12 protein-coding genes are annotated in these 18,275 nt (G+C 58.5%); 7 read left to right on the top strand and 5 right to left on the bottom strand.

Annotated elements, in window-relative coordinates; translation table 11 throughout:
- Nucleotides 1–43 precede the first annotated feature (43 nt).
- From ACFPK0_RS12590 to ACFPK0_RS12560, 7 genes are all read left to right on the top strand, one after another.
- Nucleotides 44–1,210 (top strand): trans-sulfuration enzyme family protein, encoded by a 1,167-nt coding sequence (locus ACFPK0_RS12590; protein ID WP_056085439.1) that lies wholly within the window; start codon nt 44–46, stop codon nt 1,208–1,210.
- Nucleotides 1,207–2,064, top strand: coding sequence for an ABC transporter permease (locus ACFPK0_RS12585; protein WP_082520299.1), 858 nt, complete (start codon nt 1,207–1,209; stop codon nt 2,062–2,064). The genes ACFPK0_RS12590 and ACFPK0_RS12585 overlap by 4 nt, the downstream gene beginning before the upstream one ends.
- A gap of 22 nt (nt 2,065–2,086) precedes the next feature.
- Nucleotides 2,087–3,382 (top strand): ABC transporter ATP-binding protein, encoded by a 1,296-nt coding sequence (locus ACFPK0_RS12580; protein ID WP_377341161.1) that lies wholly within the window; start codon nt 2,087–2,089, stop codon nt 3,380–3,382.
- A 4-nt stretch (nt 3,383–3,386) separates the two neighbouring features.
- The gene (locus tag ACFPK0_RS12575; RefSeq protein ID WP_377341159.1) at nt 3,387–7,217 is read left to right on the top strand and encodes a glycosyltransferase family 2 protein; all 3,831 of its coding nucleotides are present in this window, start codon (nt 3,387–3,389) and stop codon (nt 7,215–7,217) included.
- A gap of 120 nt (nt 7,218–7,337) precedes the next feature.
- Nucleotides 7,338–8,237, top strand: a complete 900-nt coding sequence (locus tag ACFPK0_RS12570; protein WP_377341157.1) for a methyltransferase domain-containing protein — start codon at nt 7,338–7,340, stop codon at nt 8,235–8,237.
- A gap of 346 nt (nt 8,238–8,583) precedes the next feature.
- Nucleotides 8,584–10,461, top strand: coding sequence for an acyltransferase family protein (locus tag ACFPK0_RS12565; RefSeq protein WP_377341155.1), 1,878 nt, complete (start codon nt 8,584–8,586; stop codon nt 10,459–10,461).
- Nucleotides 10,462–10,659: 198 nt separating this feature from the next.
- Nucleotides 10,660–13,164: a glycosyltransferase family protein gene (locus ACFPK0_RS12560; protein WP_377341153.1), complete on the top strand. Its 2,505-nt coding sequence runs from the start codon at nt 10,660–10,662 to the stop codon at nt 13,162–13,164.
- A 5-nt stretch (nt 13,165–13,169) separates the two neighbouring features.
- On the opposite strand, the gene ACFPK0_RS12555 is transcribed toward ACFPK0_RS12560, so the two are convergent.
- The 5 genes from ACFPK0_RS12555 to ACFPK0_RS12535 form a co-directional block, all read right to left on the bottom strand.
- Entirely contained in the window at nt 13,170–14,138 is a 969-nt protein-coding gene (locus tag ACFPK0_RS12555) for a glycosyltransferase family 2 protein (protein WP_377341151.1), read from the bottom strand.
- Between the two features lie 233 nt (nt 14,139–14,371).
- Complete coding sequence (locus tag ACFPK0_RS12550; protein WP_377341149.1) at nt 14,372–15,328, bottom strand: lysylphosphatidylglycerol synthase domain-containing protein; 957 nt, start codon at nt 15,326–15,328, stop codon at nt 14,372–14,374.
- Nucleotides 15,329–15,406: 78 nt separating this feature from the next.
- Complete coding sequence (locus ACFPK0_RS12545; protein WP_377341147.1) at nt 15,407–16,333, bottom strand: NAD-dependent epimerase/dehydratase family protein; 927 nt, start codon at nt 16,331–16,333, stop codon at nt 15,407–15,409.
- The gene (locus ACFPK0_RS12540) at nt 16,326–17,447 is read right to left on the bottom strand and encodes a glycosyltransferase family 4 protein (protein ID WP_377341145.1); all 1,122 of its coding nucleotides are present in this window, start codon (nt 17,445–17,447) and stop codon (nt 16,326–16,328) included. Before ACFPK0_RS12540 ends, ACFPK0_RS12545 begins: the two co-directional genes overlap by 8 nt.
- Complete coding sequence (locus tag ACFPK0_RS12535) at nt 17,444–18,181, bottom strand: class I SAM-dependent methyltransferase (protein WP_377341143.1); 738 nt, start codon at nt 18,179–18,181, stop codon at nt 17,444–17,446. Before ACFPK0_RS12535 ends, ACFPK0_RS12540 begins: the two co-directional genes overlap by 4 nt.
- Nucleotides 18,182–18,275: the final 94 nt, after the last annotated feature.

Here is an 18,275-nt window from a genome sequence, read left to right as displayed (position 1 = left end):
GACTTCACAATGACGGGACCCGCCCCGCGGGTTGTTGAGGTCGATGAAAACTGGCACGAAGCAAAACGGACACGGCATGGGGACCCGGGCGATTCATGCCGGGCAGCACCCGGATCCTTCCACTGGCGCCATCATGACGCCGATCTACGCCACCTCGACCTACGTGCAGCAAAGCCCCGGCAAGCACAAGGGCTATGAGTACTCACGTTCGCAAAATCCGACCCGGATGGCCTACGAGCGCTGTGTGGCCGACCTCGAGGGCGGCGTAGCCGGCTTCGCGTTTGCATCCGGCCTGGCCGCGGCATCCACCGTGCTGGACCTGCTCGACTCGGGCAGCCACGTGATCGCGATGGACGACCTGTATGGCGGCAGCTATCGGTTGTTCGAGAAGGTGCGCCGCCGTTCGGCCGGGCTGGACTTCAGCTTCGTCGACCTGAACGACACCGCGGCGATGAAAGCCGCCCTGCAGCCAAACACGCGGATGATCTGGGCCGAGACGCCCACCAATCCCATGCTGAAGCTGGTCGACCTGGCCAAGGTGGCCGCATTCGCCAAGAAGCACGGTCTGATTCTGGTGGTCGACAATACGTTCTGCTCACCGATGGTCCAGCGCCCGCTGGAATACGGGGCGGACCTGGTGCTGCATTCAGCCACCAAGTACATCAATGGTCACTCCGACATGGTTGGCGGCATCGTGGTTGCCGGCAACAAGGATCTGGCCCAGCAGATGGGCTTTCTGCAGAATTCGGTGGGCGCCATCGCCGGTCCATTCGATGCTTTCCTGGCCATGCGTGGCCTGAAAACCCTCCACCTGCGCATGAAGGCGCACTGCGCCAGCGCGCTGGAGTTGGCGAAGTGGCTGGAAAAACACCCCGCGGTGGAGCGGGTGATCTATCCGGGCCTGAAGAGCCACCCGCAACACGCGCTGGCCAAGCGCCAGATGCACGGTTTCGGCGGCATCATCACCATCGAGGTCAAGGGCGGCCTGAGGAAGGCCAGGCGCATGCTGGAACGCTGCGAACTGTTTTCCCTGGCCGAATCCCTCGGTGGCGTCGAGAGCCTGATCGAGCATCCGGCAATCATGACCCACGCCTCGGTACCGGCCGCCAACCGCAAGCGGCTGGGCATCAGTGACGGGCTGATACGTCTGTCGGTGGGGGTGGAGGATATTGCTGATTTGCGCGCAGAGCTGGAGTACGCGCTGCGATGAGTTCGGCACCACAGCTGGGGCGCAGCGACGCCACGACGTTGCAGGATCGTCGGCGTTGGGAAAGCCCCTTTGCGTCGCTGATCCGTAATAAATCATTGGCTTGGGAACTCAGCAAGCGCGAGGTGCTGGGGCGTTACCGCGGTGCCAGTTTCGGATTGGCGTGGTCGGTCATCAGCCCCTTCATGATGTTGTGTGTCTATGCTTTTGCGTTCGGCACGGTAATGAAAAGTCGTTGGCCGCAAGAGGCGGGCGGGGACCATTCTTACGCGGTAATCCTGTTCGTCGGATTGATCGTCCACGGTTTCTTTGGCGAATGTGCGTCGCGTGCCACCACTCTTGTAGTGGGTAACCCCAACTTCGTGAAGCGGGTGGTATTCCCCCTCGACGTATTGCCATGGCCGATGATGTTTTCGGCGCTGTTCCACGCACTCATGAATGTCATTGTGCTCGCACTGCTCATGTTGGCCTTGGAACATCGGTTGCATCCGACGCTGCTGCTGCTGCCTCTGATCTTCATTCCGCTGCTGCTGTTGACGATGGGCTTGTGCTGGTTCCTGGCGTCGGTCGGTGTCTATTTTCGTGATATCAGCCAGGTAATGCCGGTATTTGTGACGGCCATGTTGTTTCTGTCGTCGGCAATCATTCCGGTCAGCATCCTGCCGCAGAATCTGCAGACGCTGTTTCATCTCAATCCGCTGACGTTCTTCATCGACGAGGCCCGTATGGTGGTGCTCATGGGCGAGTGGCCTAACTGGGGGGCGCTCGCGTTCGCGACGGTGGGTGGACTATTGGTGGCGTGGCTCGGGCATGCCTGGTTCGTGACGACGCAACGGGGGTTTGCCGATGTCCTCTGAGCCAGTCATTGAAGTGCGGGGCATGGGCAAGGTTTATCCGATATATAACAAGCCGCATCACCGACTGATGCAGATGCTGGTGGGTGGAAATCGACGCTGGTATCGCGAGTTCGAAGCCCTGCGCGACATCAATTTCACTGTTCAGCGCGGTGAGACGGTGGGCATTGTCGGTCGCAACGGCTCGGGCAAATCGACCTTGCTGCAGATTATTTGCGGCACTTTGGCGCCGTCGACCGGCGACGTTCGCGTGCGGGGGCGGGTTGCCGCATTGCTGGAACTTGGTGCGGGCTTCAATCCCGAGTTCACTGGCCGCGAAAACGTATATCTGAACGGGTCTGTGTTGGGCTTGTCGCGCAGCGAGATCGACAAGCGTTTTGACGAGATCACGGCATTTGCCGACATTGGTGATTTCATCGACCAACCCGTCAAGAACTACTCAAGCGGCATGGCCATGAGGTTGGCGTTTTCCGTGATGGCCCATGTCGATGCAGACATCCTGATTATCGATGAGGCGCTTGCGGTGGGTGATGCGTTCTTTACGCAGAAATGCATGCGTTACCTGCGCGAATTCAAGACGAAGGGCACCTTGCTTTTCGTCAGTCACGACAGTTCGGCAGTAACCGGGTTATGCGAGCGCGCCGTCTGGCTGGATCATGGGACGCAACAAGCGTGCGGTACGGCCAAGGAAGTGGTGCATGCGTATCTGGAGGCGTTCATGGCCGAGCGTCAGGGCGGAGCCTTGCGGCGCGAGACGGTTGGGGCTGCCAAACGAGTGCTGCCACCGCGACGCAAGGATGCCCGTCAGGAGCTGATTGACCGCTCCTCGCTTCGCAACGATATTCATATTTCACCGTTCCATCCTGAAGCCGGGAGCTTTGGCGAACTGAAGGCGCGCGTGACTGACGTGGCCATTCTTGACGAGAACGATGCGCAGTTGGCCTGGGTTGTTGGTGGTGAAAGTGTGGTGTTGGAGCTCACCGCCGAAGCGGATGAGCCGCTGGACAGTGTGATCGTGGGTTTCTATGTGAAAGACAGGCTCGGCCAGCTGCTGTTCGGCGACAACACCTATCTCAGTTATCTGGATGAAGGTTTTTCGGTGGCCGCCGGGGAAACCTTTCGTGCTCGATTCCACTTCGACATGCCACGCCTCCAGGCGGGCGATTATTTCATTACAGCCGGAGTCGCCGAGGGTAGCCAGGACGACCATGTCATCCAGAGCTGGGTTCATGAGGCTTTGATGTTCAAATCGCAGGGCACCCAGGCTCCCGCAGGCATTATTGGCCTGCCTATGCACGACATTACCCTTGACCGTGAATGATTTCATGAAACCATTTCGCCTTGACGATCATCCGGTCGCTTTTCTGCGGCCGCGGCTTTCGTTTCCATTCGCCTGGGCTGGACATATCCCGTTTGCGTATTTGCTGATCGACTTGCTGCGTCCACGCAGCCTGGTCGAGCTGGGTACCGATTCCGGCAATTCGTATCTGGCCTTCTGCCAGGCGATTCGTCACCTGGGTGCAGAAACCCATTGCACCGCAATCGATTCGTGGGAAGGCGATGCACATGCGCGAAAATACGCGGACGATGTGTATCTTGGCCTGAAGGCATATCACGACCCGCTGTATGGAAGTTTTTCGTATTTGAAGCGCGCGTTCTTCGAAGACGCAGTGGCTGATTTTGCTGATGGAAGTATCGATCTGCTTCATATTGATGGATTGCATTCCTATGAAGCCGTGCGGAATGATTTCGAGACCTGGCTCCCGAAGCTGAGCGACCGCGCCGTCGTGCTTTTTCATGACACCCAGGTGCGCGATCGCGGGTTCGGTGTTTACCGTCTGATCGAGGAGCTGGCCGAACACTACCCGACGTTCGACTTTGCCCACAGCAATGGATTGGGCGTAGTGCAGGTCGGCGCGCACGCGCCTGAGGAATTCAAGGCTTTCATGCAGGCTGCGCAGGCCGAACCCGAACGCATGCGTGAATGCTTCAGCCAGTTGGGTCAGACCATTGTCCATGCGGACGGTGGGGCGCCAACGCGCGTGGAGGTCACCACACCGGATCTGGTCTGCAGCCTTTTCTACCGGCAACGCGACGGACACTTCAGCGAAGAGCGGTTGCTCAGCGCGAAGCTTGATGTCACCACGGGCAAACGGGCGATCGAATTTCTGTTGCCATCGGGCGTGCGCCCGGACTTTATCCGGCTGGACCCAGGCGAAGCACCCGGCGTGTTTCGCCTGGGCGCGATCCGTCTGGCTATCGAAGGCGACGCTTCGCATGAGGTGGCGATGCCGGATATCCATGCCCGGCTGGGTTTTCTGCATTGCGACGTTTGCCCGGCGGAGGTGGCCAGCGAGCTGCGCATCGTCTCGCTTGAACGCGATCCCTACGTGGAGATCGAGATTGGCGATCTCGTGGCTGACCTGCCGTCGGCTGGCGCGCTGACCCTTCGTCTGGAGTTGACGATTGAGGTCGTGCTCAACGAGCCCGCTGCGTGGGAGTTGACTGCAACGCAGGCCAAGGCGTTAGGCGAGATCCGGCAAGCGGCTGCGGGGCAAATCGCCTTGCGTACCGTGGGTCGAAGCGTGGAACGGCTGGATCATGCCCAGCGGCACATGGCGCAGACCCTGGATGAGCGAATCATGCAGGGAGAGGCTGAATTGCAACGGCGGCTGAGCGCCATTGATCAGCATCTGACCGCTGTTGTCGGCCCTTTGCGACAAGGCTTGGCGGCACTGCAGAAACGTACGAACGATATCGATCAGCATGTGATTGTTGCTGTAGAGCCGCTGCTACAAGGGCTGGCCCGCCAGGAGGCGGTCTTGCGCAGCCTGCTTCAGCGGCGCAGTTTGCTGTCGCGGTTGCGCCTGCGGTTTTCGCGAACCGAGTTCCGGTTGATGCCCCTGCAGCACCTGGGTGCACTGGACCCCGCGGACAGGCGCTGGCAAGTGACGGGCAACGATCCGATGTTTGCCTGCGGGAGTGACAATTTTCCGCTTGCGCCGGGCTGGTACATGGTCAGTCTGGACATGCAGCAGCATGATGGCAGCCCCGTGCAGGCAGTGCTGTACCCGGACTACGGCCCCGGCGTACCGTCGGATATGCAAGGCATCAATCTGTCGTTCGTCAAACCGGGCCAGTCATCACATCGTGGTCTTGTGTGTTTTACCCATCCTCTGCATGGCTTGCGATTCGATCCGGCCACGTCTCCCTGTCAGTTGTCCGTGCGCCGACTCATCATCAAGCGTGTGAGCAAGTTGCGGGCGGGGTTGGCGTTGTTGCAGGCAACCCGAATTTCCACCAGTCAGCCGGGCGGGAAAGGGATCAGCCCGCGCATGGTGCTCAACAAGTTTCGTTCGGTCGGCTTCCGCGGCATGTGGAAGGCGCTCTACGCGTCATATACACGACCCGTCGGCATTGCGAATACGTATGACGCATGGTTGGAGAACTACGACAGCGTCACGCCACAGGCTGTCGAGCAGGCGCGTTCACTGAGTGCTGCCTGGGAATTCCAGCCGCTGGTTTCGGTTCTCGTGCCTGTTTACAACACCGAAGAGAAGTGGCTGCGCCGTTGCATCGAGAGTGTCCAGGCCCAGGCCTATCCGCATTGGGAGCTGTGTCTGGCGGACGACGCCTCCCCGGCATCGCATGTCATCCGGATATTGAATGAATATGCCGCAAAAGATGGCCGGATCCGGGTCGTGCGGCGCCCTCAGAATGGACATATCTCGGCCACCTCCAACAGCGCCCTGGCTTTAGCAACCGGCGAGTACGTTGCGCTGCTCGATCACGATGACGAGCTTCATCCGTTGGCCCTGTTCGAAGTGGTCAAGGCGTTGCAGTCTCATCGCTCGTGGAAGCTTGTCTACAGCGACGAAGACAAGATCGATCAGGATGGGCGACGTTACGACCCATACATGAAGCCGGACTGGAACTACGATCTGCTGCTTTCACAGAATTGCATCAGTCATCTCGGCATATACCAGCGCCAGCTCATGCTCGACGTGGGCGGTTTTCGTGAAGGTTACGAAGGTAGCCAGGACTGGGACCTTGCCCTGCGTTGTATCGAGCGGCTGACGCCGGCAGACATCGGGCATATCCCCCGCGTGCTCTACCACTGGCGTGCGATTCCGGGCTCCACCGCCGTGGCCGTTGACGAGAAGAGCTACGCGCGCACGGCCGGCATGAAGGCCATCGCCGAGCACCTTGAGCGTGTGAACGCCAACGCCGAGGTGAAGGAAATCGATGGGCGACCCGGAAATTTCCGTGTCAGTTACGCCTTGCCTGCACCGTCCCCAAAAATCAGCCTGATCATTCCAACTCGCGACGGGCTTCACTTGCTCCAGCGTTGCATCGATTCGATTCTCACGCTGACCACCTACGACAACTACGAAATCATCATCGTCGACAACCAGTCGAGTGATCCCGCCACGTTGCAGTACTTGCGCGACGTCGTGGCCGATCCTCGGGTGAGCGTGCTTGCGTACGATAAGCCGTTCAACTACTCGGCGCTGAACAATTACGCGGTTCGGCAGACCCGCGGTGAGCTTGTCGGGCTGGTCAACAACGACATCGAGGCGATTTCTCCTGATTGGCTGCAGGAGATGGCTGGGCATGCCATGAGGCCGGAGATCGGAGCCGTTGGCGCGATGCTGTACTACCCCAACGGCACCATCCAGCATGCCGGCGTCGTGCTTGGCGTGCATGGCGTGGCGGCACATGCGTACTGCGGCAAGCCACGTGGTTACCCCGGACAGATGGGGCGAGCCAGACTTGTCCAGAACATGAGCGCGGTGACCGCTGCTTGTCTGCTTATCCGGCGTGCGGTATTCGACGAAGTGAACGGCCTGGACGAGTCCTTGCAGGTGGCGTTCAACGATATTGACTTCTGCCTGCGCGTACAACAGCGGGGCTATCGCAATTTGTGGACCCCTTTTGCGGAGCTGTATCACCACGAATCGGCCACTCGCGGCTACGAAGATTCACCTGAAAAGAAGGCCCGCTTTGCGAGTGAGGTCGAATCGATGCAGCAGAAATGGCCGCGTGAACTGTCCGCTGATCCGGTTTACAGTCATAACCTTGCGCTAACGGGGACACCGTTCGAATTGGCGTTCCCCCCACGATCCATATCCACCAGCCAGGATCAAGTTCGGTAGCGGAAGCCGGCTTTCCCATGGCGCTGATCGCGCGTTGTTCCAATAAGCTGACCGGATGATTTACCGGGTATGGCGGGGAGTTCAAGTTGGTTGGGGCCGCTCACGAAAGACCTCCAGCTGATGGTATCGATCTTCAACTTCCTTCCGCGGCGCACCTCAACGGGCGCCATCAAATCCAGCGCCAAACAGTTTCTGACGACGGCGGGAGTAGTTATGGATCGTAGAGAAAAACTTCTGTGCGACATTGATGTTGCAGGGCGTGTTGGGGTGGAAATTGGCGCGCTCTGCAGGCCTCTCGTCACACGTCAGGATGGTCGTGTGTTCTATGTCGATCATGCCGATACCGCGACATTGCGTGAGAAATACCGAGTTGATCCCGATGTGGATCTGGATGCGCTGGTTGATGTCGACGCGGTGTGGGGAGAGCGGCCATTGGCCGAGGCGCTGGAAGAGCGCGTCGATTACGTAGTGGCATCCCACGTGGTCGAACATGTGCCCGATCTCATTTCATGGCTCGGTGAGCTGGCGTCCATTTTGAGGCCGGGTGGTGAGATACGGCTGGCAATTCCGGATCGGCGCTTCACGTTCGACTATCTGCGCAGGGAAACGCGATTGAACGATGTGGTCTATGCGCACATGATGCGCGCGCGCACGCCTTTGCCCCACATCGTGCTCGATTATGTGTTGAACGTAGTCAAGGTCGATGGAGGTGCAGCGTGGAGGGGCGCGTTGCAGGCCGAGACGCTTGAGCGTCACCATTCTCTGGCGCATGCCATGGCCTGCGCGGCACAGGCCATGGATGGCATCTACCACGACGTGCATTGTTGGGTTTTTACCCCATCCACCTTTGCCGATCTCATGGTCGATCTCGCGAGCCACGGGCTAGCCGTTTTTGAATGCACGCAATTTTTCGATACCGCATCAATGACCATCGAGTTCTTTGTTGGCCTAAGGCCCACGGCTGATCGAGATGCCGCAGTAATGAGCTGGAAGGCTATGCGAAAGGCTTGTGCCAAATAGGCGTGTTATTTGGTCAGCGCCCAACTTCAGTCAGTCAGGGCACCAAGGTCGCCCGCTTTGCTGCGACCGGCACGACACTCGCGCTGATCGCGAACGAGAGGAGTCAGGCCGCTATAACTTCCATATGCAGGGTGTTGCTGTCGAATCTGGAACGCCCCATCGGTGACGGATATAGTGCTTTAAAGCGCTCGCCCAAAGCTACCGGCGGAGGGCTCTTGCCGTTTCAATGGTCGTCTCCTCTAGCAATGACCGAGGGTGATTAGCGAACGTGCGAAGCGGTGCTTTGGCGAGCGGGTCACAAGATTGTGATCCTTCGTTTAGTTCATGAACTATTGGGGAACAAAAGATGCTGAAGTATCGGCCGGAGATCGACGGCCTGCGCGCGATTGCGGTATTGCTGGTCGTGATCTTCCACGCCGCGCCGGAGTTGGCGCCCGGCGGCTACGTCGGTGTCGACATATTTTTTGTCATCTCCGGCTTTCTGATTACCGGGATCATCTGGGAGGCGCTGGAGGCGAAGAAATTCTCTCTCGGATGGTTTTACAGCAGGCGAGTCAAGCGCATATTTCCTGCATTGTTCCTGGTTCTGCTGTTCGTGTGCGTGGTCGGCTGGTTCATGCTTCTTCCAGATGAATACGAACGTCTAGGCGAACACGTCACGGGCGGTGCCGCTTTCGTCTCGAACCTGTTGTTGTGGAGGGAGGCGGGTTACTTCGACGTCGTCGCAGAAACGAAACCTTTGCTGCATTTGTGGTCGCTGGGTATCGAAGAGCAGTTTTATATCGTATGGCCATTAGGCCTCTATGTACTGCACAGGCTGCGCCTGAACTTATATCCCGCGTTGCTAGTGGTCATCCTTCTCTCGTTTGCATTGAACGTGTACCAAGTTGGTAGTGATCCGGTAGCGGCTTTTTACTCGCCATTTGCCCGATTCTGGGAACTGGCACTCGGCGGCTTGCTGGCATGTCATGGCATGAAGCAGGCGGACGCGGTCACTTCGCGTGGGCTTGCTGAAGCCAAGGCATGGCTCGGGTTGCTATTGATCGCTGGTGCGGTCGTTCTGTTGAGGAAGGACAGCCAATTCCCCGGCTGGTGGGCTTTGATGCCGACTTTCGGCGCAGCACTGTTGATTTCGGCGGGATCGCAGTCCTGGATTTGCCGCAACGTGCTTTCGCTGCGCGGCATGGTGTTGGTGGGATTGATCAGCTATCCGCTCTATCTTTGGCATTGGCCGCTACTCGTTTTTTCGCGCATACACGAAAGTGGCCAACCATCCGTCGGCATTCGCTTATTCGCGGTGTTGTCGAGCGCCGTACTGGCATGGCTGACCTATCGTTTTGTCGAGAAGCCCATCCGCTTCGGTGCGGGAAGGAATAGCGTTTCGAGGGTCGTATTGGTTTGCGTGCCGCTCGCATTGATCCTTGTCGCCGGGATCGTGATCCATCTCAATAGAGGCTTCTCCTCCCGTTTTCCTAATGAAATACAAGCGTTGGCGAGCTTCAAATACGATCCGTCCATTCCATATCGGTCGCGTAGTTGTTTTCTGTTGGCTGTCCAGCCGGCATCCAGCTTGGCAACCTGCGCCGATGGGCCGAAGAGTGCGCCGAAGGACACAATGTTGTTATGGGGCGATTCGTATGCGGCGGCCCTGTACCCCGGATACAAGTATGTGCTGGCGGGTAAGAGCCGGCTTTTGCAAGTTACTGCCGTGGGTTGCCCACCAGCGGTCGGGTTTACTCCTGGTGGCCGGCGCTGCGAAGACATTGTCAATGAAGTCATGCGCCGGGTCGCTGCCGAAAAGGTGGGTCACGTGGTGATCGCTGCACGGTGGTCGGGTCAAGGCTGGCCTGGTATTGCACCGGAGGTTACTGCCGCGATTGCGGAGCTCCGCAAGCTGGGCGTGCAGCGTATTGATCTTGTCGGCCAATTGCCTGAGTGGAGCGATACCCTGCCGACCAGCCTGTTCGAGGCTTACCAGCGAGACAAGCAGTTCCACCAACGTATGACGTTCGGTTTGGCTGGCGGCGGCGAGGAGCTTGATGCCTCACTTAGGAAGTTTTCGGAGCAAGTCGGTGTCAATTACTTGTCCCCGCGCCAGGTTCTATGCAACAAGCAGGGCTGCCTTACCATGATCGGTGGTCGACTTGACGCGCTCACCAGTTTCGACCGTGGTCATTTAACCGTGCCGGCGTCGGAGTTCGTGGTCCAGCAGTTTGTGCGGTAAGTATTTCTCTGCGGTGCGCTGTATTTCGTGCGGTATCGCCCGCAGGTTCCCTTTTGCCGACCGTCACTAGCATTCGAAGCATTCCATGAATGGTGACAGGTCCGAGGGGACACCTGATCTGCAACAATCACGCATGCCGCCAACGACCGGTCGTTACAGATGGGGGCGTTGGCATGCATTCGAAGACAGAGAGGCCCAATGAATTCCATTTCCTGGTCAGGTATGCGTTTAGGCGCAAAGCTCTTGCCGATATTGGGCTACCTTGCTCTTGCGGTCACCGTGATCGGCACCAACCCCTTCGCGGGGGAGACCGTTGGGCCCTTCGACCTGCTCGTGGCACAAGCTGGCTGGACGGTGCCCGATGAGCCGGTGACAGTGCGGAGCCGGGAGCGCTCGGATGTGCTCGATAGCCTGCTACCGAGTTGGGTCTACCAACGGGATGAAATCCGCAAGGGGCATTTATCCGCCTGGAATCCGCTTCCGGCAGGAGGGCGGCCCGGCATTCAAGATCTCTCAAACGCGGAGTTGACTCCCGCGTTTGCAATATTTTCCATGGCGCCGAATGCGGCACTCGGCTTCTATCTGGCAACGCTTTTCAATCTGGCCATGGCGGGTTGGGGGGCTCATCTCTGGTTACGCCGTCGAGCAGCCCTGCTGCCGTCGATCTTCGGTGCCGTCACCATCATGCTTTGTGGCTTTCATACAGCATGGCTGTACTGGCCACATACCCTGACCTCCATCTGGATATGTTGGCTGCTTTGGTCGATTGACCGTTGGTGGAAGACCCCAAGTTATGGGCGTTTCATATTGATGGTGGGTTTCAGCGGCCTGCTTCTGCTTGGTGGGTTTCCATTCGTTGTCTTGCTCGGCGCGGGAAGCGCGGCGCTTTATCTTCTCTGCTTGTGTGTCGTGGACAAACAGCCCCGTGCGCTCATGCGCGTCGTTGGATTCGGCGTGGCCTGGATCGTGGCGATGTTGCTCTGCGCCATACCGCTCATTTCATTTCTTACCTGGTTCGCCGGATTTGACGTCAGCTATCGTTCCGGTGGTAGTTCGCTGCACTTGCCCGACGATGCCAGGTTTTTGCTGCCCCATTTCGCGAAGCTGATGCCACGCGTCGAATCCACCATGTATGTAGGTCTGCTTGGACTCGTGCTTGGCTTATTGGCGTTCGGTTTCATATTGTGGCGACGCGGTAAGGTCAGCGTCCTCGGGCTCTATTCACTGTTGCTGGGGGCTGTGGCAGCAACACTGGTGTTTGAAATTATTCCGGCTCCCTATCTGAGCTGGGTGCCCGGCTTGGCACACAATCCTTGGTCCCGAAGCATCATTATTCTCGATATTGCGTTGGCTGTTGCTTCGGCGTTTCTCCTCAATGAAATGTTGACGAGAATACGGTGGAAGCTTCTCGTTCAGTCCATATTCGTTTCCTTGATTGCTTACCAGGCAGTGGATCTGGCGTCACTCTTTCGACAGTTCAACGGTCCTGTCCCGGTAACCTTTTTTTATCCTGAAAATACGTTGCTGACGAAAATAAATAAAAACATCCGGCCATTCCAAAGTGTAATAACGGACAGGAATTTTCTGATATCGGGAACGCTTGGCTACTATGGCATCCCGGAGTGGTTCGCACATGCCTTCAAGAGCACCGCAATAAAATCGGTGCTGGATAGGGTTATTGACGATCCATTTACCACGCCAACAGCGACTCTCGTAATGGCGAAAGACATACGGATGAATAGTCCGGCCATGTCCGCGTTGGGGGTGCGCTATGTATTGGGTGGCGCTGAAGTGGCGTTTGCTGGCCTGCGACCCAACTTTGGTCAGGACGTAGAGATTCCCGTGCACAAACCGCTTCCGCCCATGCCGGGCCACGAATGGGTGCAGTCGCTCAATCTGGTCAGCAGCTATCATCCACAGGCGATGCTGGTACGTCTGGCTACTTATTCGAGGGCGGACCTGGTTGGCGAGGTTGTGATGACCTTGTACAGGGACGGTGAGGCTGAACCGATAGCTCGTAGTGTTGTTGATGCATCAACAGTGTTGGATAACCACATGGCGGTTTTCCAGCTTCCAAAGACACTTGTCCTTGCACCGGGGAATTATCGGTTCATATTTTCCTATCAACATGCGGGCGCCACAGACCGTATCACTGCGTGGTATACGCCAGCGGCCGCAGAAAATTGCTCGCTGCGGGTGGATGGCAATCCAATATCAGGTTGTATCGAGTTTGACCTGGCTGCGCCCCGCGATGACGCCGGGACATTCGTGCCGGTTGCCTCGGACAACGGCATGCACCTGATGGAAAATACCAACGTCCCGTCCGGGCCCTATTTTCTGCCAACGCTAAGTGCGTGGCCAGGTCGCGAGAGCTCAAATGAGGTGCGACTGCTCGGTCGAGACGAAACGGATTTCACATTGGAATACCTCGGCACCAGTCCCGGCTTTGTCGTGGTGCCAATGAACTTTCCGAAGAAAGACTGGCTGGTTCGCATGGATGGCACCGAAGTCTTTCCCGAATGGTATCTCGATGGATTACCAGCATTCTCCGTGAATGGGCCGACCACGCTGGAATTCAGCTATCGCCCGAATTCACTACGCTATGGCACCTGGATATCCCTGATCACTCTGTTGGGACTTTTGTCGGGGTGGGCTTTTTTTGCAAGGCGTCGCAGGGGGGCGTCTCCGAACACCAACGTTTGATCGGGTTATGGTGTGGAATCGTTTTGACGCGAATCACGCTTGAGTTCGAGTTGCCTGACGCGGAGAAGAATGCGCTCCGAGAGCTTTCGATTGGTGGCAATCAGGTCGCCGATCAAACCCATCATGTACAAAAGCATGCCTAGCGTGATGCATAGCGAGGCAAGAATCACCGATTGGATATGGCCCGCACCGCTACCGTCGAAGTAGTGGTACAGAAAACGTCCGCCCGCGGCCAATCCGATCAGCCAGAAAACCGAGCCAACATAGAAAAACAGTGCAAGCGGCCGATAGATCACGAATACGCGAAGAATCGTCACCAACGAGCGCTTCACGTAGCTGGATATGCTTTTGACCAACCGTGACGGCCGAAGGTCGCCGTTGGTACGGATTGGAACAGAGAGAATGGTCAGGTTGCTCTGGCCGGCCTGAATGATTGTTTCCAGGGTGTAGGTATAGGCGTTGAACACATTCAGGCGCAGCGCCGCTTCGCGCGACATGGCGCGGAAGCCGCTGGGAGCGTCGGCAACGTCGGTCTTGCTCGCTACCCGCACCGCCCAACTGCCGAGGCGCTGCAGTTTCTTCTTGATCCAGGAAAAGTGCTCCGTGTCGTCGATCGGCCGCGTACCGATGACAATGTCCGCCTCATGCGCCAATACCGGTGCAGTGAGCTTGGGGATGTCGGCGCCGCAGTATTGATTGTCTGCATCAGTGTTGACGATGACATCGGCGCCCAACCGCAGGCACGCATCGAGTCCGGACATGAAGCCAACCGCCAGGCCGCGGTTCACCGGATGGCGCACCACATGGTGAACGCCGTTCTGGCGTGCGACCTCCGCCGTGTTGTCGGTCGAGCCGTCGTCGATGATCAGCCATTCCACCGTGTCGAAGCCAGCGACTTCACGAGGCAGATCAGCCAGTGCGATAGCCAGTGTCTCTGACTCATTGAGGCATGGGATCTGGATGATGAGTTTCATGGGTTCACCTTGGTGCTTGAGTGTCGTTCGGTTCGAAACAGGTTCTGCATAGTTCTGTTGTTGGATGGCGTGCTCTTCGCGCCTCCCGTAGTTCTCTGCCTGCCGCTGATCGTCTTGTGATATTGCGGCGGTTGCTGGGCAACCGGCGAGTCTGGTCCTGGTAATTGATCCTTCGCCTCAAGCGGACTTGGACGAATGGGTTTTCCGGTTATGCATGCAGTTCCGTGATTCGATTAGTTGCCGGCTCGGCGCAGCATGAACACGCTGCCCAACGCAAAGTTCAACAGATCACCCAGTGTGGTGGCGATGCGCAACGTCACCACGACTAGTACTACGTCGACAGGTGCCATGACGCCGCTTAGCCAGGCACTGAGCAGGGCTTCACGGATGCCCAATCCCGCCGGTGCACCTGGTGCGACAAAGCCAAGTATCCAACTGCTCGCAAATGCGCCTACGAAAAACAGTACGCCAGGAACCTGCGAAGTCGGATCGGCCAGTGTGTGCGCGACCAGCCACAGGCCGGCTCCGATCATCACGAAGCTGCTGGCATAAAGCGCATAGCAGGCGACGACCGTAGTGGGGTCGAGGTGAAGGCGCGTGAGTCCGGATTCTTCCTCCGGGCGTTGACCTCCCCTCAGGCGGCCCAACAAGACAGCGAAACGTGGCGCCAGCCACAGGGCTGCCACTGCAAAGGCGGTGACGGCCGCCAGCAGTGGCAGCCGATATTCGGTGATTCTCCACGTCAGCAGGGCTGCGGGTGGCGACCACAGGAGCGTAAGAGCGCCGATGTGTGCGCTTGCGACGAGCGCCAGCAGCAGTTCGTAAGCTACGGAAAAGACAGCTGCGGGGAGCTGCACGTTGGCCCCTCGTGCGAGCGCGATACGGCCAATATGCTGAGCCACGTTACCTGGAAGGTATTTGCCGAATTGCGTCGTAGCGAGAATGGGGAGCAGGCGGCCGAACCTGGCTTGCTGATTCATGGATCGAAGCAGCAGTGTCCAGGCAATCGCCGTCGTAATGATGGACGAAGCGTAGAGCAGTGTCAGGGAGGCTCCCGCAAGCATCACCTTGCCATCGAGCAGGGCGGATAAATCCTTGCCGGCAAGCGCCTGATGGGCGTACAGCACGAAATACGCGCCGGCCGCGAGCGCCAGCAGAATACCGAGGGCCTTGAAGATGTGTTTCATCATCGGGTGCGTTGCTGCCGACTCGCATGAGATCGAGCCGCAACAGGAGCGCCCGCGATTGGACAATCGGTAACACGATGCTCAGTGGGTCGCACGGCGGAAGTGCTCCCATGTTTGCCTGATCCCGGCTTCCAGCGATGTTCCGTGTTGCCACCCGTATGCCTGTGCCGCCAAGGTGGGATCCATGGCGATGCATGAGGCATCAACCACCCGTCCAGGTTCGTAACTGCGTTGCAGAGGCTGGCCGGCAACTGATTCCATGATGCCAAAGAGTTCGTTGAGGCTGACGCTTGTTCCACTGCAGGCGTTGAAGGTACGCACCCCTGCCGGCATCGGGTTGGTCAGCACAAGTGCGCACAGCTCGACCAGGTCATCAATGTAGACGTAGTCGCGTTGTGCGGATCCGTCGCCCCACACATGCAGTGTCTCGCCGCGCAACATCGTGCCGAACGCTGCAGGGATCACACCGAATCCCTTGCGTTCCGGCTGGCCTGGGCCATAGACATTGGATGGGCGCAGGATGGTCGCCTTGCCGCCAGACTGGCTGCACCAGGCCGCGATGAATGTCTCGGAGGCCAGCTTGGTTGCGCCATGGTAAGAGCGCGGCTGAAGCCGCGCCGATTCGCTGGACGGCTGCGTGGTCGTATCGGCGTACAGCGATCCTCCTGAAGACATGTACAGCAAGTCGACCTGCGGATGCTCGTGGAGAGCCTGTAACAAGGCGGCAGTGAGATGGAGGTTGGTCTCGACCTCATGCAATGGTCGTGCGGCAGAGGTACCGGGCGTGGACGTCGTCGCCAGATGCACGACGGCCCGACTGCGTTGAAGCAGCAAGTCGAGTTGTTCGGGCTCGCGTAAGTCGCCGATCACCTGCTCGATCAGCGCATGGTGGGGGACGTCGCCGCTTCGGCTTACCGCGATCACCGGTATCCCTCGTTCCGCCAAGGATCGGGTGAGGTTGCGGCCAATGAACCCGCTGGCCCCGAGAACCAGAATGGAATCAGCCACCGTGCATCTCTCCGCGCAGGCGGTTGTAAACCCGGATATAGCGTTGCGCGCAGTCGTCCCATGTACCCAATTCGTCGTTCACTCGACGACGAGCGGCTTCTCCGAATTGCTGATTGGTCGCGGCATCCTCCAGGCGTGCCAACGCATCGCCATAGCTTTGCGTTGAGTCGCACAACAAGCCGGTTTCCCCATCGATGACCACCGTGGCGTGCGCAGGCATCCGCGATGCGATGATCGGCATACCCGCAGCCATCGCTTCCAGCATGACCTGGGGGCGCCCTTCCGCATGGCGGCTCAGCGTGATGAGTCCGCAGGCTTGCGGAAACCATTCCCTGGCGAGCTGTTCCGGCGCGGCCGGACCGTGATAGTGCACCCACGACGGCACGTCGATGGCCTGTTCCATGGGACCAAAGAGGTGTAGTTCCCGCGACCCATCTTCAAAGAGTGATCGGGACCATTCGAACAGGGGCCCCATTTTTTCCGCCGTGAGTCGGGCGACGACCAACCACCGTTTCGGGCTCTGGTCCAAAGGCTTGCGCTGGATTGCGTACCAGACCGGATCAATGCCGAACGAGATCGGCTGGATCTCGGCAATATCGCCAAAGGCCTGCTGCAATGGTTCGCACATCCATTCGGCATTGGGACAGATGGCTACCCGTCTGTGGCGCATCACGCGTCTCAACAGCGGCCGCATGAATGGAAGCCCGAGCAAACGGAGATCATTGCCTAGAACAGTGATCAGTGCGGGCTTCCCATCGCGCGGCAACGGCAGGGCCGATTGCAACCAGTTGATGTGGTAGACATCGACATCGCGCTGCCGCCTGTATGCCGCGGCCAGTATCCGCAACAAGCGAACGGGCGAAAGCAGGGCGCGCACGCCGCCGCTGCGCATCATGTGCGAGATGCCGCCGAGATCGACGAGCTTGCCCAGCCAATCACTGTCCGACGGCGTGGTCGCTTTCGCAACACCTTCTGGCAATTCGCCGGGGGGCGCCCATACGCTCAGCTCGATCGAAGGGGCGCGAGCAAGACCGAACACCATGTTCCTGATGAACACGCCGCGGTATCCGGCTGCATCGCGCGGATACATGGTGCTGACGAAAAAAACCTTCATGTTGCGGGCCCATCGCCAGTTGACGGTTCCGCGCCCTTGCGGAGTTCCAGAAAATGCCCGGTGGCAATGTTTTTCCAGTCCGGCCATAGCTGCGACATCAACCAGGTCACCGCATTGGTAAGAACGATCGCCAGCAATGCGATGGGTAACAGAAGAATTTTCAGAACCCCCTTCTTGGCATCCACGCCACCTGCGATAGCGAGACACATGATCAAGCCGGCGGCGCGGATCGCATGTCCGGATCGGTGCAGCGAAACGACTTCCAAAGACGCACGTGCCGCATCGCGGCGCAGACCGAATTCCGTAAATCGCTGGAAGTCGAAAGGCTCGTTGTGCAGAGGGTATAGAAACGGCATGGAGATCCAGGCCCGGCCACCGGGCCTGAGCACGCGCGCGATTTCCTTCAGCGCAAGCGCCGGATCGGGGACGTGCTCAATGACTTCAAGGCAGACCACGCCATCGACGCATTGGTCGGCGATGGGAAGAGTACAGGCGTCGGCAAAAATATCCGGGCGGGCATCGTAGAACTCGTTACCGGTTGCCGGATAATCCAAGGCAATGTAATTGACTGCCTTCGGCAGATGGGCCGCAATCCACCGGTCGGCGGCGCCTATATCGAGAATTACGCCTGTGGCGCTGGTCAGACCTTGTGGTACCTGACGTTTACCCAATAGCCACTGGGGGTGAATGGGGGTGCGCCTGAGTATCCGTGCGCATTCATGTAGCAAGCCCATCAGAGGATCTCCTTTGGGAGGTCCGCTGCGGCGCCTGCCCGAACTGGCACGGTAAGGACACGCAAAGAAGTTGATCCTCGCGGTACGAGACCGT

The organism is Rhodanobacter ginsenosidimutans, from assembly GCF_042655685.1.
GTDB lineage: Bacteria > Pseudomonadota > Gammaproteobacteria > Xanthomonadales > Rhodanobacteraceae > Rhodanobacter > Rhodanobacter ginsenosidimutans.
Note: the sequence above shows the minus strand (reverse complement) of the source record. Positions and strands in the feature narration are given on the sequence as shown.

Bases quoted from the DNA above. Each gene is read 5' to 3' on its own strand.
- ACFPK0_RS12590 (WP_056085439.1), top strand. From the start codon at position 44: ATGAAAACTGGCACGAAGCAAAACGGACACGGCATGGGGACCCGGGCG.
- ACFPK0_RS12585 (WP_082520299.1), top strand. From the start codon at position 1,207: ATGAGTTCGGCACCACAGCTGGGGCGCAGCGACGCCACGACGTTGCAG.
- ACFPK0_RS12580 (WP_377341161.1), top strand. From the start codon at position 2,087: ATGGGCAAGGTTTATCCGATATATAACAAGCCGCATCACCGACTGATG.
- ACFPK0_RS12575 (WP_377341159.1), top strand. From the start codon at position 3,387: ATGAAACCATTTCGCCTTGACGATCATCCGGTCGCTTTTCTGCGGCCG.
- ACFPK0_RS12570 (WP_377341157.1), top strand. From the start codon at position 7,338: ATGGTATCGATCTTCAACTTCCTTCCGCGGCGCACCTCAACGGGCGCC.
- ACFPK0_RS12565 (WP_377341155.1), top strand. From the start codon at position 8,584: ATGCTGAAGTATCGGCCGGAGATCGACGGCCTGCGCGCGATTGCGGTA.
- ACFPK0_RS12560 (WP_377341153.1), top strand. From the start codon at position 10,660: ATGAATTCCATTTCCTGGTCAGGTATGCGTTTAGGCGCAAAGCTCTTG.
- ACFPK0_RS12555 (WP_377341151.1), bottom strand. From the start codon at position 14,138: ATGAAACTCATCATCCAGATCCCATGCCTCAATGAGTCAGAGACACTG.
- ACFPK0_RS12550 (WP_377341149.1), bottom strand. From the start codon at position 15,328: ATGATGAAACACATCTTCAAGGCCCTCGGTATTCTGCTGGCGCTCGCG.
- ACFPK0_RS12540 (WP_377341145.1), bottom strand. From the start codon at position 17,447: ATGAAGGTTTTTTTCGTCAGCACCATGTATCCGCGCGATGCAGCCGGA.
- ACFPK0_RS12535 (WP_377341143.1), bottom strand. From the start codon at position 18,181: ATGGGCTTGCTACATGAATGCGCACGGATACTCAGGCGCACCCCCATT.